This is a genomic window from Pseudomonas sp. IT-P44 (assembly GCF_949768225.1).
Lineage (GTDB): Bacteria > Pseudomonadota > Gammaproteobacteria > Pseudomonadales > Pseudomonadaceae > Aquipseudomonas > Aquipseudomonas migulae.
Map to the genome: position 1 here is coordinate 1 of NZ_CATKQM010000018.1, position 14,359 is coordinate 14,359.

Consider the following 14,359-nt stretch of genomic DNA (forward strand, 5'->3'; position numbering starts at 1 on the left):
AATCGCCGTCGGAATGCCGATCAAAATCGCATACATCAACGTCTGCCCCACCGACGCCTGATACACCTGCACCGCCAGCATCGCCGCCGGGTGCGGCGGCACCAGCGCATGCACCACCGACAGCCCGGCGACCATCGGCAAACCGACCATCAGGATCGATACACCCACGCGGCGCGCCACGGTAAAGGCAATCGGCACCAGCAACACAAAACCGACTTCGAAGAACAGCGGCAGCCCGACCAAAAACGCGATGCACACCATCGCCCAATGCGCGTTCTTCTCGCCAAAACGGTCGATCAAGGTGCGCGCCACCTGCTCGGCGCCGCCGGACTCGGCCATCATCTTGCCGAGCATCGTGCCCAGCGCCACCACCAGCGCGATATGCCCCAGGGTCTTGCCGACACCGGCCTCGTAGGCGCCGACCACGCCGGACGGCGGCATGCCGGACAGCAGCGCCAGGCCGATGGACACCAGAGTGATGACGATGAAGGGATTGAGCCGGTAACGGGCGATCAGAACGATCAGCGCGATGATGGCAATGGCGGCATACACCAGCAGCCAATAGCCGAAGGACAGGGTCATGCGGTACTCCTCGAAAGGGTCACGTCGAATGGGTTGTGAAACTCATAAAACATTTCGAGAGGTGATTTTCAAACGAGGCGAAAGTAATTTTCGTAGAGGGATAAGGGTTGTCGTACAGAGGTATGGGGGGTCGTGTTTTTTGAAACTGGGCCAGGCGGATTTTCATCGCGCCTGAGCCATTAATGTTGAAGTACAGCTCGCGTTTGAATCGTTTTGCGCAGTCGGTGAATTGTCGGCTCGCCGCCGATGACCGATTGGCTCAGTCGTGCATTTCCGCAGCAAGCACATTCACCAGCGCAGCGGCCGGCATCTCTCGAATCAGGGGCGCCCCCTGCCCCGCCCACTGCACGGCAAACTCCGTGTTTGCCTGGGCGGTGGCCGCGGCGTTGAGCGCTTTGTTGGCGTCATAGGCGCGCGGATAGTCTGGCAGTGCCGCGCCAGCCTTCTCCAGGCAGGTGAAGTTGCGGTTGACCATGCCTCGGGCAGGACGCCCGGAGATGACGCTGGTGACGGCAGTCTGGTGCGCGCGCGGCCCCTTCAAGGCCTCGCGATAGGCGCTGTTGGCGGAGGATTCGGGGCAGAGGATAAACGCCGTTCCCAACTGGGCGGCACTGGCGCCCAACTGCATGACGGCCTTGATCCCCGCGCCGTCCATGATGCCGCCCGCCGCGATCACCGGCAGTCGGCAAGCCGCCACCAGTACACGCACCAACGCAAACGTCCCCATTTGCGAATCCTGTTTTGGATCGAATACCCCGCGATGCCCCCCGGCTTCGTAGCCTTGTGCGACCAGCGCATGCACGCCGGCGTGTTCCGCGCTCTGCGCTTCGGCCAGGTTGGTCACGGAACACAACAGGATGATGCCGGCGGCTTTGAGCGCATCGATGGCCGGTTGTGGCGGCAGCCCGAAATGGAAGCTGACCACCGCCGGCCGTTCTTCCAGCAGCATCTGCAACATGTCCGGGTCTTCGACGAAAGAGGTGTAGATCTCACGTAGCGCCGTCGGTGCAGCGGCCCCGAACTGCGCAAAGAACGGCGCCAGAAATGTCAGCCACTGCGTCTCGCGAGCGCTGTCATGGACAGCCGGCTGGTGGCAAAAAACATTCACATTGAACGGTTTGTCTGTCAGCGCGGCCGTCTCGCGGATCATGTTCCGCGCCTGCTCGACGTTGCTCGCCCCGATGCCAATCGCGCCGAGGCCGCCGGCGCTGGACACCGCTGCTGCCAGTTGGGGCGTGGAAACCCCCACCATCGGCGATTGAAGGACGGGCAGTCGAATGTTCAAAAGAGACAGCAGCGGAATGGACATGGCATCACCTGAAAGAGAGTTGCACAGAGGTAAAAACGGACCCTTTGGCCCACGCGGCGAACCCTAAAGTTCACCGGTCAGAAATTGCGCCCTTCCACGGCCGAAGGACCAGTCCGCATCGGTGTTCTCCACCAGCGAAACAATCAGGTCGTCGGGTGACAGGCCACACTCGGCTTGCAGCCTCTCGGCCAGCAAGCGGTAGAACGCGGTTTTCTGCGTCTGTAAACGCGGTCGCGAAATCACCGTCAGCAACACCACGCTGGTTGTGCGTGTGTAACCCAATCCGGTGTCGTGCAGCACCAACTCCCCCGGACGATGTTGCGTGACGCTTTGGTAGCGATCACTGGCAGGCACTTCAAAAGCCTCGACCATCGCCTGATGGGTCACGTCCAGCAGGGTCTTGAGTTGTTGGTCATTGCGCCCCTGGATGATATCGAACTTGAGCAGCGGCATAGCGGTTCACCTGTGCGGAAAAAACCGGGAGCGAGCGTTCGCTCCCCCTGGGAAAAACGATGCCGTGCAAGCCCGCGCCAACACGTCATCCACCCCAAACCTGTGGAGCAGAAAGCGATGCTTACTTGGAGGTCGGCATGGCGAATTCCGCGCCCTTGGCGATGCTGTTCGGCCAGCGCTGCATGATCGACTTTTGCTTGGTGTAGAAGCGCACGCCCTCTTCGCCGTAGGCGTGTGTGTCACCGAACAGCGAGCGCTTCCAGCCACCAAAACCATGCCACGCCATCGGCACCGGAATCGGCACGTTGATGCCGACCATCCCCACCTGAATGCGGCTGGCGAATTCACGCGCGATGTGACCGTCGCGGGTATAGCAAGCGGTGCCGTTGCCGAACTCGTGTGAGTTGACCAGATCGACCGCCTCGGCGAAGTCCTTCACGCGCATGCACGCCAACACCGGGCCGAAGATTTCCTCTTTGTAGATTTTCATCTCGGGCGTGACATGGTCGAACACCGTGCCGCCGAGCCAGAACCCTTCAGCGCAATTCGCGCCAGCCTGAGCGCCGTCAAAACCACGGCCGTCGACCAGCAGTTCTGCGCCCTCCTCAATGCCTTGCTCGATGTAGCCGGTGATGCGTTGCAGCGCCACTTGCGACACGATCGGGCCCATCTCGGCGGCCAGGTTCATGCCTTCGAGGACTTTGAGTGTGCGGGTGCGATCCACCAGTTTCGGCATCACTTTATCGGCGACATCGCCGACAAACACCGCCACCGAGATCGCCATGCAGCGCTCGCCGGCAGAGCCGAACGCCGCGCCGATCAGCGCGTCGACCACCTGATCGATGTCGGCATCGGGCATCACCACCATGTGATTCTTCGCGCCGCCCAATGCCTGGACACGCTTGCCGTGGCGGGCACCGGTCTCGTAGATGTAGTTGGCAATCGGCGTCGATCCGACAAAGCTCACGGCTTTGACGTCCGGGTGATCGATCAGCGCATCCACGGCTTCTTTATCGCCCTGCACCACGTTGAACACGCCATCCGGCAGCCCGGCTTCCTTGAACAGTTCGGCGATCAGCAGCGAAGGCGACGGGTCGATGGGGCTCGGCTTGAGCACGAAGGTGTTGCCGCAGGCGATGGCTACCGGGAACATCCACATCGGCACCATCACCGGGAAGTTGAACGGGGTGATGCCGGCCACCACGCCCAGCGGCTGGCGCATGGTCCAGTTGTCGATGTTGGTGGAGACCTGTTCGGTGTAGTCACCCTTGAGCAGTTGCGGGATGCCGCAGGCGAACTCGACGACCTCGATGCCGCGCGTCACTTCGCCCTGGGCGTCGGTGAAAACTTTGCCGTGCTCGGCGGTGATCATGCGCGCCAGTGTGTCGCGGTGTTCATTGAGCAACGCCAGGAACTTGAACAGGATGCGGGCGCGACGCAGCGGCGGCAGCGCCGACCAGGCGGGAAACGCGGCCGCTGCCGACTTCACTGCCGCGTCGACTTCAGCGGCATTGGCGAGGGCCACTTTGCCGATGACGGAGCCGATGGCAGGGTTGGTGACGTTCTGCGTGCGACCGGAAGTACCGTGCGTCACGCGGCCGTGAATGTAGTGTGCGATGTCTGCTGGCTGGTTGCTCATGGCGGGTGTCCCCTGGTGGTGGATAAGAGCCATCTCTTGTTGTTGTCGGGAGAGCGCCAGGCGGCCGGTGGCGCGCCTGCCAGGGTCAAAGTAGGCCAGCCGAAGGATCATGTAAAATGATGATTAATGATCTTATGGATCAGAAATGGTGAAGGTGTTTGAGGTGTTAAACAGCGCTGCTGAATGCTTGTTTAAGCGCGCTCGTGGTTACGAGATGAAAGCTACAAAACCTTGCGCCGTTGCCTACGGGTACGCCAGAATCCGCCGGCTTGTGCGCTTTGGGGGTGCCCGGTAACTTGATTCGTGCCACTGCTCATCAGTGGTCGGGTTTAGTCGCCCGGGGTTGATTCAAAGCGTATTTGCATCCAGACAGTCAGGTCATTTCATACCTGAACTTCATGGTAGCTGTGCGCAGGGCGCCTTCGGGCGCGCCGGTTTTGAGTCTCCCCCGGTCGACTAACCTGCGTACAGCTGCCACCCCTTGTTTAGTCGCAAGTCGGTGATGGCTCCACGTTTTTGGAGACAGAATCATGGTCAAACCTTCACCCAATCCGCCGGACACCGATCCAGCCTCCCCATACGAACCCGATTCAAACAAACTCAACGAGGCCGCCGAGCGTGCCCTCGACTACCACTTCCCGTCGACTGCCGACATCAAAGCCACGCCGCGCACACCCAGCACTTTGTTTACCGTAGACCCAGAGCTCACGACCGAAACCCTGATGGTTTATCTGGTCGAGACGCTGGCCTCGGTCGATGTGATGGTCCATCACTTGGTGGACCTTCTGGACGGTGGGTCGCGCAATGCCCTGCTGGGCATTTCCAACAGCATCATGCTGGCGGAGATCACGGCGAACCGGGTGCTGGATCAGATTGATCCGCGAGACTGAACACCGCTAAGCGCAGCGTTTGTGGCGAGGGCGCTTGCTCCCTCGCCACACGTGCAAGTGCGTACAACTATTGTTCCTGAAGCGCTTTCTGCAGCCACTTCGCCCGCTCCGACAGGCGCCGCTTCCAGTCATCGGCCAACCCACGGCTTGCCGCCAGCGCCAGCAGATCGTCGATCACCGGCCGGTGCGACAACTGCACCTGCCAGAATTCATCGATGGAAAAACGCTCCGTTTGCCTTTCCAGCAGCTCGATCCTGTCGCCCGCTTCAATGAAGCCCGGTTGGAGCACCCGGTAATACCAACCGGTGATTCGCTCCTTGGCGACATGCATCGACATATGCTCGACGTCGAAACGATGATTGATTTTCCAGCACGGGCTGCGCGGTTGAGAGACCTGCAACACCGCACTGCCCATCTGGAATACGTCGCCGATGTGCACGTTGCGCTCCGAGAGTTCGAGCGCGGAAATGTTCTCCCCCAGGCTGCCCGGAAGCAGCTCATGGGCACAGTGCGCAAAGGCCTGCGCCAGGTGCTGATAGTTTTCGGCCGCATAGTGATGAACAGCCTTTTCCGGACCGCCGTGAACCCTGGTGTCGCCATGCTGGTCACCGACAATCCCGTGAAGCTCGACGCGAACGGGGCCTGAACGGCGCTGTTTGAAGATGCCCGTACGCTGCCCTTCGGGCTTCAAGAGCCCCAGGCCGCCGGCGAAGACGTGATCAATTTTCGAAGTGAGTGTCATGGGTCGATCCGCATCTTTTACCGGGTTTCGGCCACTTTACTAACCACCGGCAATAACCGTAAAGTGATCGTTAAATATGTCCATAATCACTTTTTATGATGGATGGTGACGTTCATGGAAATGCGCCAACTGAAGATTTTCTGCGCGGTTGCCGAACTCGGCAGCTTCACCGCAGCCGCCGTCAACGTGAATACGGTGCAGTCCAACGTCACCATGCGGGTGAAGGAGCTGGAAGCCGAACTGAATCGGGAGCTGTTCATCCGCAAGAAATCCGGCGTGGTGCTCACGTCGGCGGGCGAGACCTTCCTCGGTTATGCGCGGCGCATCCTGCAGCTGACAGAAGAGAGTCGCAATGCGTTGACGGACACCGGCGTTCCGACCGGCCTGCTGCGGCTGGGCTCAATGGAAACCACGGCGGCCATTCGCTTGCCGCAGGTGTTGACGAAGTACCGCGAGCAATACCCCGAAGTGCAACTGTCGCTGCTGACCGGAACGACAGCCGAGCTGATCAAGGCGATTGAAGCCCATCGACTCGACGGCGCGTTTGTCGGTGGATTTCACCAGAACCCGGCATTGGCGCAGGAAGAGGTTTTTCAGGAGGAACTGGTGCTGGTCAGTAGCAGTCACTTCGAGACACTGCCAGCGCTGATCGAGAAAATCCCCCAGCAAACCGTGCTGGTCTTTCGCACCGGATGCTTCTATCGCTCCACCCTGGAAAACTGGTTCTACCAAGTCGGGCTGGTGCCTAACCAGATCATGGAACTGGGCACCCTCGACGGCATCCTGTCATGCGTCGCGGCGGGCATGGGCGTGACCTTGCTGCCCAAGGCCATCGCAGAGAATTGCAGCGTGCGGCATGCGATTCGCTGCCACACACTACCGGCCGAATTCGCCAACGTCTCGACCGTGTTTATCCGCAGGAACGACTCGATGATCACCTCGGCGATGAGCGCGTTCATTGGTCTGGCGCAGGAGCAGATTGCCCGGCCGGCGGCGTAAAACACACAGACCGACACTGTAGTTGCGAGCGGGGCGGCATTCCGGTTTGCCTGCGAAAGCGTCAGGACATTCACTATTGAAACTGAATGCACTACCGCCTTCGCGAGCAAGCTTCGCTCCTACAGGTTAATCGAGGAGAGGCTTACTACAAGCCAAGGGCAAGCTCCGCCACACGCTCTGCTGCGGGGACGACGCTGTGGATCTTGCCAACGCCCTGCCCCGCGTACAGCGACAGCTTCTTGGCCATGCGCGGTTTGTCGATTGCGCGGGCGCCACCGCCGATGAAGCGCAGCAGGTTCCACTTGTCGCGATTGGGAATCACCCGGTGCGGCGTGCCGTAGGTCCAGCCAAACGAATACCCGGTCCGGTACTCGGTGTCATCCGTCGTCGCCTCGACAATTTTTTGCTTGTAGAGCGGATGAGCGTTCGACTCGTCGGTGGCAATAAACGCGGTTCCCACCACCACTCCAGACGCGCCGAGCGACATCAGCGCCCGAACATCGTCACCGTTGGTGATGCCACCAGCCGCCAGCACCGGTCGCCCCTCGGATACCGCAAGGATTGAAGTCAGCAACGGCATGATGCCGATGGTGCCTCGATTCAAATGACCGCCACTTTCGCTGCCTTGCGCCACGATGATGTCAGCGCCTTGTGCGATGGCGATTCTCGCCAGCTCCACCGAGCCCGTTTGCACCATGACCACCAACCCCGCGTCTTTCGCCCGGGGAATCATGTCGGCGGAATAGGCCTCGGCGTAAAACAAGGACAGCAGGCGCGGTTTTTCTTCGAGGACGACCTGGAATTGCGCTTCAAACACGTCAGGCCCGCCGAACTGCGGCACCAGGTTCACGCCAAAGGGTTTGTCGGTCAGCGCTCGGGTTTCCTGTATCCATCGGCGCAAGGTCAATGGCGGCAGGCGCAAACCGCCCACCACGCCCAGGCCTCCGGCGTTGGCGACTGCCGCAACGAGCGGCGGGCCGGAAATCGCTGCCATCCCGCCGAGAAAAATCGGGTATTTCACGCCACACAATTGAGTGATGGCGTTACCTGCAAAATCGAATCTGGCTTCGTTCATGGCTCACAGCTCCACATGTTTTCCAAGCATCCGCTTGAACGTGTTGTTCTTCAGGAGAAAGTGATTCTTGAGCGCACCGAAGACATGCAAGGCCAGGCCGGCCAGGAACGCCGACGCCCCGATATCAAAGAGCACATCGACCACCTGTTTCAACGCTGCATTGGTGGGCAACAGCGCCGGAATCGAAAAGCCGCCGGGCAGCCCCACTCCCTCGCCGGCCGCCGCCCGCGAGGCCCACACCGCGACCGGCAGCAGCACCATCGCCAGGGCGAGCGCCACCGCAACGGAACGGCTGATGATCACTTCAATGGGATTGGGCGTGCCCACCGGCAGCGGGTGGTAAGCGGTGATCCTGGCCCAGAATCGATAGATCGATACGAGAAACAGGATCAGCCCCATGAGGTTTTGCAGGTGTACCAACGACATCCGCCCGGCCTCACTGGACGCCTGGCCGATCATCACCTGCAAGCCGAGGATGGCGAGCAGTGACAACGCCACGACCCAGTGCAGCACGACCGTGATGGGTGAAAACCTTAAGCCATTGTCTCGAAGTTGCATGGCTGACTCCTTTTGCATAGAGCACAAATCAGGGTATGGAAGTGACGGGCACACCTTCATCGCGATGAAGGTGTGCTGCGTCTCAGTGGCTGACCGCTTGCGATGCGCCAAGGCCGGTGCGGGCGCGTATGAGCTGATCATCGAAACGCTCGCGTTCAAGCGCTGCCCCGCGACTGCGATCAGTGACCGAGCCGAGCCAGGTAAACAGGAACGCCACGTTCATCGAGATGATGGCCGGGTAGTCGAAGGGGAAGATGGCGTCGGCATTGCCCAGCACTTTGACCCACACCGCCGGCGAGAGAATCACCAGGCTGACCGAGCTCACCAGCCCGGCGATGCCACCGATCAACGCCCCGCGTGTGGTCAGCCCCTTCCAGTACATCGAGAGCACGAGGATCGGGAAGTTGACCGAGGCCGCCACGCCAAAGGTCAGCGCGACCAGGAAGGCGATGTTCTGGTCCTTGAACAAAATGCCCAGCACCACCGCAACGATGCCGATACCGACCGAGGCGATCTTCGACACACGCCGCTCGTCTTTCGCATCCGCACGGTTTTTGCGGAAGACCCGGACATAGAGGTCATGTGAAATCGCCGAGGTGCCTGCCATGGTGAGCCCCGAGACCACGGCCAGGATCGTGGCAAACGCGACGGCGGAGATGAAGCCCAATAGCAGGTCGCCGCCGACGGCTTTTGCCAGATGCATCACCGGCATGTTCCCGCCGCCGATGAGCTTTCCACCGACAATGCCGGACTCGTAGAAGGCCGGGTCTTGCCCGACGATCACGATGGCTGCCAACCCCAACACCGCAACGATCAGGTAGAAGAAGCCGATGAAACCTGTCGCGACGAATACCGATTTACGCGCTTGCTTGGCGTCCGGCACGGTAAAAAAGCGCATGAGGATATGCGGCAATCCTGCGGTACCGAAGACCAGGCCCAGCGACAGCGAGATGAGCGCCAAGGGGTCGGCCACCAGCTTGCTGGGCAGAAGAATCCGCTCGCCATCGTGATGGGCGGCTACCGCTTTTTCGAACAGCAGCTCGAACGAAAAGCCGAACTTGCTCAACGCCAACACGGCGAGCAATGTCCCGCCCACCAGCAGCAAGCCTGCCTTGATGATCTGCACCCAGGTGGTGGCGACCATCCCGCCAAACGTCACGTAGATCGCCATCAACAGACCGACAGCGATCACTGCGTAGTTGTAGGGAAGACCGAACAGCAGCTGGATCAACTGCCCTGCTCCGACCATCTGCACCACCAGATAAAAACAGACCACGGTCAACGAGCCGAACGCGGTCATGGTGCGAATCCGGTTTTGATCGAGCCGGAACGAGGCGATGTCCGAGATGGTGATGCGCCCCAGATTGCGGATGCGCTCGGCAAACAGGAACAACAGCAACGGCCATGCGACGAAGAAGCTGATCGAGTAGAGCACGCCATCAAAACCGTTGAAGAAAATCATGCTGGTGACGCCCAGTAACGCCGCCGCCGACATGTAGTCCCCCGCCAGTGCCAAACCGTTCTGGAAACCGGTGATGCCGCCGCCAGCATTGTAGAAATCATCCATCGATTTGGTCTTGGAAGCGGCCCAATAAGTGATGCCCAGGGTCGTCAGCACGAAGACCAGAAACATCGCGATAGCGGTGATGTTCAGCGGTTGTTTTTCCACCGCCTGCAGGACATCGGCGGCCGAGGCGCACGTCGCGACCGCGCCCAACAGAGAAGGCGCAATGAGGTAGCGAAGAATGGGTTTCATACGATGGCCCCCTCGCGAATTTCTGCGGTGAGGTCATCGAACTCGCCGTTGGCGCGCAGGATGTACAGGCCGGTAAACAACCAGGCCCCGACGATGAAGGCGACGCCCAGCGGCCAACCGATATTGATGATGCTGGTTGCGGAGAGTTTCTGCGCTAGAAGCTGGGGCGCAAACGCCGCGACGAGGATGAACGTGAAGTACGGGACAAGGGTGGCGGCAGTAAGACAAGCGACGAATCTTCGCTGCCGTGATACCAAATCCTGGTACCGGGGATGGTTGCGAATTCTGGCTGACTCGGATGCATGGTTCACGTTGACTCCGTGTAGCAGTGGACAGTTATTGTTGTTCCACAGCCTCAAATTCGAAGACTCGATTTGCCACTGGCTGCGGTGTATTTGCACCCTCAACCTATGCCCGGCCAAAGATCATGTAAAACGATCATTAATGATGCGTATGATCTTTTTTGATGAATTCAATCGCTCCCTATGTCGGCCATTGCTTGCCTTTGCCGCACACGAAAACTAATCTGCTGAACGCTGTTTATTTGCGGTTGGTTATTGGTTTTAGAGATAGGTGAATTCGATGGATGTCACGGATCTGAAGGTGGTCGATGCGGTTGCGCGCCACGGCAGCATGAACAAGGCTGCGAGCGAGCTGAACACCGTGCAGTCCAACGTGTCCGCGAGGATTCGGTCGCTGGAAGACGAGCTCGGGGTGGCGCTGTTTCAACGCAGCGCCAGAGGGGTTCAGGTCACGCCGGCTGGACGGCGGATCCTGCCGTTCGCCGCCCGCCTTTCCCGGCTCCTGTCCGATGCATCCTGCGCTGCGCGAGACGATGGGCATCCAAAAGGAGTCTTCGAGATCGGTACGCTCGAGACGACGCTGGCGCTGCGCCTTCCACGGCTGATCGCAAAATTTGCCAAGGCCTACCCGGAGGTTCGCCCGGTGATTCGCACCGGCACCACCTGCAGCCTGATCCAGGGCGTCATCGACTGTAAGCTCGAAGGGGCGTTTGTCGTGGGCCCGGTCAATCATTCGGAATTGATCAGTGAACAAGCCTTCCGCGAAGAACTCGTGCTGGTCACGTCCTGTGCCATAGACACACTGGACGCGGTCGCCGCGGTCGACAATCTGAAGACGGTGGTCTTTCGAATCGGCTGTTCCTACCGCCAGCGCCTGGATTCCCTGCTGGCCAACCTGGGCATCCTGGCGCCTGAGCCACTGGAGTTTGGTTCGATTGAAGCGATCATTGCCTGTGTGTCGGCGGGCGTCGGGGTCACGTTGTTGCCCCGAGGCGTTGTGGCGAACGCTTTGCGCGAGGGGTTGGTCAACGTGCATGAGCTCGCGCCAGACATCGCCGATGTAGAGACGGTGTTCGTCAGGCGCCTTGATGGCTATTTTTCCAGCGCGTTATCCACTTTTCTGGACAGCGTTCGTCTGGACGGTGTCGCCCAGGTAGCGATTCCTCACCCAGCCGTTCATCAGGGCGCATAACACCAGCAATGCCGCCGTCACCAGGAACACATGATGCAAGCCGAAATGGGCGCCAATCTGACCGCCAATCAAGGGACCTATCACCTGCCCTGAGAACTGCGCCGATTGCAGGTAACCGAGGATTTTGCCGGTGTTGTGCTCTTCGACCGAATGCCGGATCAACTTGGCAATCGCCGGCAAGAGCCCGGCAATGGTCATGCCCATGACGCCGCGCAATACCGCCAGTTGCCACCATTGCGTGACGAACGCCTGGGGCACCATGACCACGGCCGTCAGCAACAGGCAACCGACAATCACGCTCCAGCCGCCCACCCGATCGGCCAGCGCCCCCAGTCTGGCGGCGGTCAGGATACTGCCCAACGCGGAACAGGCCATGACCACGCCGGCTATCCGCGCCTGATGATCAACCGGTACGCCGAGGTCGCCGATGTAGACGGTGATGATCGGCTCGATCGACATATTGGCCAGCAGCACCATCATCGCAGTCATGAGCAGTGCAGCGATGACCGGCCATTTCGAACCGGCCCCCTCAGGCCGGTTTTTCCTGTCCCGTTGTCTGGCGTCCGACGCTCGGTCGAAATCCTCACGAACGAACAGGATGGTGGTCATGGCGGCGACCGCAATCATTGCTCCACCGACGAAAAAGGTGCCGCGAATACCAACAAGCTCAGGTAAAAAACCGCCAACCAGTGGCCCGATCAGGTTGCCGGACAAGGCCCCCGTGGACAAGACACCGAGTGCCCAACCCGCCCTTTCGCGCGGGACTTGCGACCCGATCATGACGATGGACGCCGATGCGTAGCCACCGATGAGCCCGGCGATGAGGCGCAGTGCAACCAGGTCGGTAACGTCCCGGGCCAGCCCGATCAACGACATGACAATGGCCATCCCGATGGCTGCTCTGACCAGCATGGGTTTTCGGCCATAGCGGTCAGCCAGGCGCCCCCACAACGGCGCGGTAATCGCCGTGCCGAAAAAAGTCGCGCCGAATGCCACGGCCGACCATTGCACCACGTCCGCCTGCGACGTCACGCCCAGTTGTTGAACGTACAACGGTAAAAAGGGCAACAACATGCTCAGGCTGACCAGTGTCGTGAACGAGCCGAACACACAAACGGTCAGGTTGCGGCGCCAATACATCAGGTTTCGATCGGAGTAATTCACGGTGTCAAAGGCTCCGGGAATCGCTGGAGCTTTTCGCACCTGCGAGCACATCAATCACAAACGCAAGCAGCATGGCCGCAGTCCCCATCATGAACAGCACGCTGTAATTCCCGTCGCTGTAGGAGAACAGGAACGACAAGCCATAGGCGGCGATCGCTTGGAACAAGGCAAATCCGACGGTGGCTGTTTGCCAGGCCGAACTGTGTTGGGCGGGATGGTGGGCGAGAATTTCATGGACCCGCCCCAACACCAGCGGCACGGTCCCGGTCACAAACGCCCCGACGACAACGCTGGAGGCCATCAACCATCCGGCTCCGAGCCCAAGGACAGGGACAATGACGGCGAAGGCCTCGATGATGAACGACATCCGTAATGCGCGACCAAAGCCGATCCGGTCCGCCAGTGCGCCGGCAAGCAGTGGCCCGACGGTCGCGCCAATGCCGAAAAGAACCCAGTACTGCGCCCCCACTTGAAGACCTTCGCCCCTGCCCCGGGCAACGAAGTCCACCAGGAAAATCATGTGCGGCACCCAGCCGGCAGCGTTGAGGGCGTACTCGATGTACAACGCTTTGAGTGTTCCGTTGCGTGACGGGCGCGGGTGGTGCGTTGTTTCGGCGGCCGGCGCGGGTTCTTTCGGCCAGCCCCGCCAGGCAAGGGCTGTGAGCAGCAGGGATATCAGGCCAAGGCCCAGCCATGTTTCGCCCAGGCCCTGTTGAAGCAAGAGCGGCACCAGTGTTCCGGAAAGGGCAATACCAACGCCCACGCCCATGAATATGACCCCGGCGACCAATCCGCGCCTGGACGGCGGCACATGGGCCAAAACGGTTGGAGCGGCCAACACCATCAACGCGCCACCGGCGGTGCCGGACAGGAATCGCCACGCGAAGTACCACGCGAACGACACGGGGTAGGCACACGCGAAAAACGCCACGCTGGCCAGCAGCATCATTGCTCTGAGCATGAACACCGTTGAGGTTTTCGCCGCCATGGAACGACCGAAAATGGCGCCGCCCAGATACCCGGCAAGGTTGGCGGCACCCAAGTAAGCGGCCTTGGACGGATCAAACCAGTGGGCGCCGATAATCGCTGGAAGCAACGGCGTATAAGCGAACCGCGCAAGGCCGATGCCGACCAGGCTTGCAGCAAAGCCTGCCACCGTTGCCCAGCCTGCGCTGGCTGGCCGCAACGCGGGCTGCGCATTGGCGATCGTTGTATTCAACCTGTTCATCATCCGCCCTTCTCTACTTCAGACAGGGCAGACATTACGCGCGCGGGATATATCTCAAGAAGCGAATTAATCTGATCGCGGTTATCTCGTATAGAGATAACCAGCGCTACGGCCAGTGGCGAAATTCAATCCAGCGCTTAATCCACAATGAACAGTTTCGCGCCAGTGGTGGTGAATGACCGATGCCCTTCAGCATTGTTGCCCACCTGATAACTCATGCCGGCCGTCAGCGTGAATTGTCGACCGTCCTCCAGTTCCGTGTGCAACTCGCCCTCCAGGCACAACAGGATATGACCTCTCCAGCACCAATGATCGGCGAGGTATCCGGGGCTGTATTCAACCATTCGCACACGCGTCGAACCAAACTGACAGGTTCGCCAATAGGCGTTTCCGGTCTGGCCGGCATGGGTGACAGGTTCGATCGTCGACCAGTCGGTCGTCCCGAACGGGATGGCGGTGAGATCCATTTT

15 protein-coding genes are annotated in these 14,359 nt (G+C 60.2%); 3 read left to right on the forward strand and 12 right to left on the reverse strand.

Annotation, left to right across the window (positions count from 1 at the left end; all coding sequences use genetic code 11):
- From ACM6IO_RS10990 to ACM6IO_RS11005, 4 genes are all read right to left on the reverse strand, one after another.
- A partial coding sequence (locus ACM6IO_RS10990) for an SLC13 family permease (protein WP_414911456.1) occupies positions 1-582 on the reverse strand: 582 nt, incomplete at its 3' end.
- 259 nt (positions 583-841) lie between these two features.
- Positions 842-1,891 carry an NAD(P)H-dependent flavin oxidoreductase gene (locus ACM6IO_RS10995; RefSeq protein ID WP_414911457.1) on the reverse strand — a complete coding sequence of 350 codons (1,050 nt, stop codon included), beginning with the start codon at positions 1,889-1,891 and terminating at the stop codon, positions 842-844.
- A gap of 63 nt (positions 1,892-1,954) precedes the next feature.
- Positions 1,955-2,344, reverse strand: a complete 390-nt coding sequence (locus ACM6IO_RS11000) for a tautomerase family protein (protein WP_414911458.1) — start codon at positions 2,342-2,344, stop codon at positions 1,955-1,957.
- 121 nt (positions 2,345-2,465) lie between these two features.
- Positions 2,466-3,983, reverse strand: coding sequence for a CoA-acylating methylmalonate-semialdehyde dehydrogenase (locus ACM6IO_RS11005; RefSeq protein WP_414911459.1), 1,518 nt, complete (start codon positions 3,981-3,983; stop codon positions 2,466-2,468).
- Between the two features lie 530 nt (positions 3,984-4,513).
- On the opposite strand from ACM6IO_RS11005, the gene ACM6IO_RS11010 reads away from it, so the two are divergent.
- A complete protein-coding gene (locus ACM6IO_RS11010) occupies positions 4,514-4,873 on the forward strand; it encodes a DUF6124 family protein (RefSeq protein WP_008029397.1) in 360 nt (119 codons plus the stop codon).
- Positions 4,874-4,940: 67 nt separating this feature from the next.
- On the opposite strand, the gene ACM6IO_RS11015 is transcribed toward ACM6IO_RS11010, so the two are convergent.
- Positions 4,941-5,615 carry an MOSC domain-containing protein gene (locus ACM6IO_RS11015; RefSeq protein ID WP_414911460.1) on the reverse strand — a complete coding sequence of 225 codons (675 nt, stop codon included), beginning with the start codon at positions 5,613-5,615 and terminating at the stop codon, positions 4,941-4,943.
- 114 nt (positions 5,616-5,729) lie between these two features.
- On the opposite strand from ACM6IO_RS11015, the gene ACM6IO_RS11020 reads away from it, so the two are divergent.
- Complete coding sequence (locus ACM6IO_RS11020) at positions 5,730-6,614, forward strand: LysR family transcriptional regulator (RefSeq protein ID WP_414911461.1); 885 nt, start codon at positions 5,730-5,732, stop codon at positions 6,612-6,614.
- Between the two features lie 145 nt (positions 6,615-6,759).
- On the opposite strand, the gene ACM6IO_RS11025 is transcribed toward ACM6IO_RS11020, so the two are convergent.
- From ACM6IO_RS11025 to ACM6IO_RS11040, 4 genes are read right to left on the reverse strand one after another with little or no spacing between them, the layout of a single operon-like run.
- On the reverse strand, positions 6,760-7,689 hold the full coding sequence (locus ACM6IO_RS11025; protein ID WP_192229017.1) for an NAD(P)H-dependent flavin oxidoreductase: 930 nt from the start codon (positions 7,687-7,689) through the stop codon (positions 6,760-6,762).
- Between the two features lie 3 nt (positions 7,690-7,692).
- Positions 7,693-8,388 carry a cytochrome b gene (locus tag ACM6IO_RS11030; RefSeq protein WP_414911462.1) on the reverse strand — a complete coding sequence of 232 codons (696 nt, stop codon included), beginning with the start codon at positions 8,386-8,388 and terminating at the stop codon, positions 7,693-7,695.
- Positions 8,330-10,003 (reverse strand): cation acetate symporter, encoded by a 1,674-nt coding sequence (locus ACM6IO_RS11035; protein ID WP_414911463.1) that lies wholly within the window; start codon positions 10,001-10,003, stop codon positions 8,330-8,332. Before ACM6IO_RS11035 ends, ACM6IO_RS11030 begins: the two co-directional genes overlap by 59 nt.
- The gene (locus ACM6IO_RS11040) at positions 10,000-10,314 is read right to left on the reverse strand and encodes a DUF485 domain-containing protein (RefSeq protein WP_008029410.1); all 315 of its coding nucleotides are present in this window, start codon (positions 10,312-10,314) and stop codon (positions 10,000-10,002) included. The genes ACM6IO_RS11035 and ACM6IO_RS11040 overlap by 4 nt, the downstream gene beginning before the upstream one ends.
- A gap of 271 nt (positions 10,315-10,585) precedes the next feature.
- Here ACM6IO_RS11040 and ACM6IO_RS11045 point away from each other — a divergent pair, with 271 nt between their 5' ends.
- The gene (locus ACM6IO_RS11045; protein WP_192229014.1) at positions 10,586-11,497 is read left to right on the forward strand and encodes a LysR family transcriptional regulator; all 912 of its coding nucleotides are present in this window, start codon (positions 10,586-10,588) and stop codon (positions 11,495-11,497) included.
- Here the strand turns inward: ACM6IO_RS11045 and ACM6IO_RS11050 are convergent.
- From ACM6IO_RS11050 to ACM6IO_RS11060, 3 genes are all read right to left on the reverse strand, one after another.
- The gene (locus tag ACM6IO_RS11050) at positions 11,414-12,661 is read right to left on the reverse strand and encodes an MFS transporter (RefSeq protein WP_414911464.1); all 1,248 of its coding nucleotides are present in this window, start codon (positions 12,659-12,661) and stop codon (positions 11,414-11,416) included. The genes ACM6IO_RS11045 and ACM6IO_RS11050 overlap by 84 nt on opposite strands.
- 4 nt (positions 12,662-12,665) lie before the next feature.
- On the reverse strand, positions 12,666-13,892 hold the full coding sequence (locus ACM6IO_RS11055) for a YbfB/YjiJ family MFS transporter (protein ID WP_414911465.1): 1,227 nt from the start codon (positions 13,890-13,892) through the stop codon (positions 12,666-12,668).
- A 134-nt stretch (positions 13,893-14,026) separates the two neighbouring features.
- Positions 14,027-14,356: a DHCW motif cupin fold protein gene (locus tag ACM6IO_RS11060; protein ID WP_192229011.1), complete on the reverse strand. Its 330-nt coding sequence runs from the start codon at positions 14,354-14,356 to the stop codon at positions 14,027-14,029.
- Between the last annotated feature and the right edge of the window lie 3 nt (positions 14,357-14,359).

Coding starts and splice junctions, on each gene's coding strand:
- ACM6IO_RS10995 (WP_414911457.1), bottom strand. CDS start 1,891: ATGTCCATTCCGCTGCTGTCTCTTTTGAACATTCGACTGCCCGTCCTT.
- ACM6IO_RS11000 (WP_414911458.1), bottom strand. CDS start 2,344: ATGCCGCTGCTCAAGTTCGATATCATCCAGGGGCGCAATGACCAACAA.
- ACM6IO_RS11005 (WP_414911459.1), bottom strand. CDS start 3,983: ATGAGCAACCAGCCAGCAGACATCGCACACTACATTCACGGCCGCGTG.
- ACM6IO_RS11010 (WP_008029397.1), top strand. CDS start 4,514: ATGGTCAAACCTTCACCCAATCCGCCGGACACCGATCCAGCCTCCCCA.
- ACM6IO_RS11015 (WP_414911460.1), bottom strand. CDS start 5,615: ATGACACTCACTTCGAAAATTGATCACGTCTTCGCCGGCGGCCTGGGG.
- ACM6IO_RS11020 (WP_414911461.1), top strand. CDS start 5,730: ATGGAAATGCGCCAACTGAAGATTTTCTGCGCGGTTGCCGAACTCGGC.
- ACM6IO_RS11025 (WP_192229017.1), bottom strand. CDS start 7,689: ATGAACGAAGCCAGATTCGATTTTGCAGGTAACGCCATCACTCAATTG.
- ACM6IO_RS11030 (WP_414911462.1), bottom strand. CDS start 8,388: ATGATCAGCTCATACGCGCCCGCACCGGCCTTGGCGCATCGCAAGCGG.
- ACM6IO_RS11035 (WP_414911463.1), bottom strand. CDS start 10,003: ATGAAACCCATTCTTCGCTACCTCATTGCGCCTTCTCTGTTGGGCGCG.
- ACM6IO_RS11045 (WP_192229014.1), top strand. CDS start 10,586: ATGGATGTCACGGATCTGAAGGTGGTCGATGCGGTTGCGCGCCACGGC.
- ACM6IO_RS11055 (WP_414911465.1), bottom strand. CDS start 13,892: ATGATGAACAGGTTGAATACAACGATCGCCAATGCGCAGCCCGCGTTG.
- ACM6IO_RS11060 (WP_192229011.1), bottom strand. CDS start 14,356: ATGGATCTCACCGCCATCCCGTTCGGGACGACCGACTGGTCGACGATC.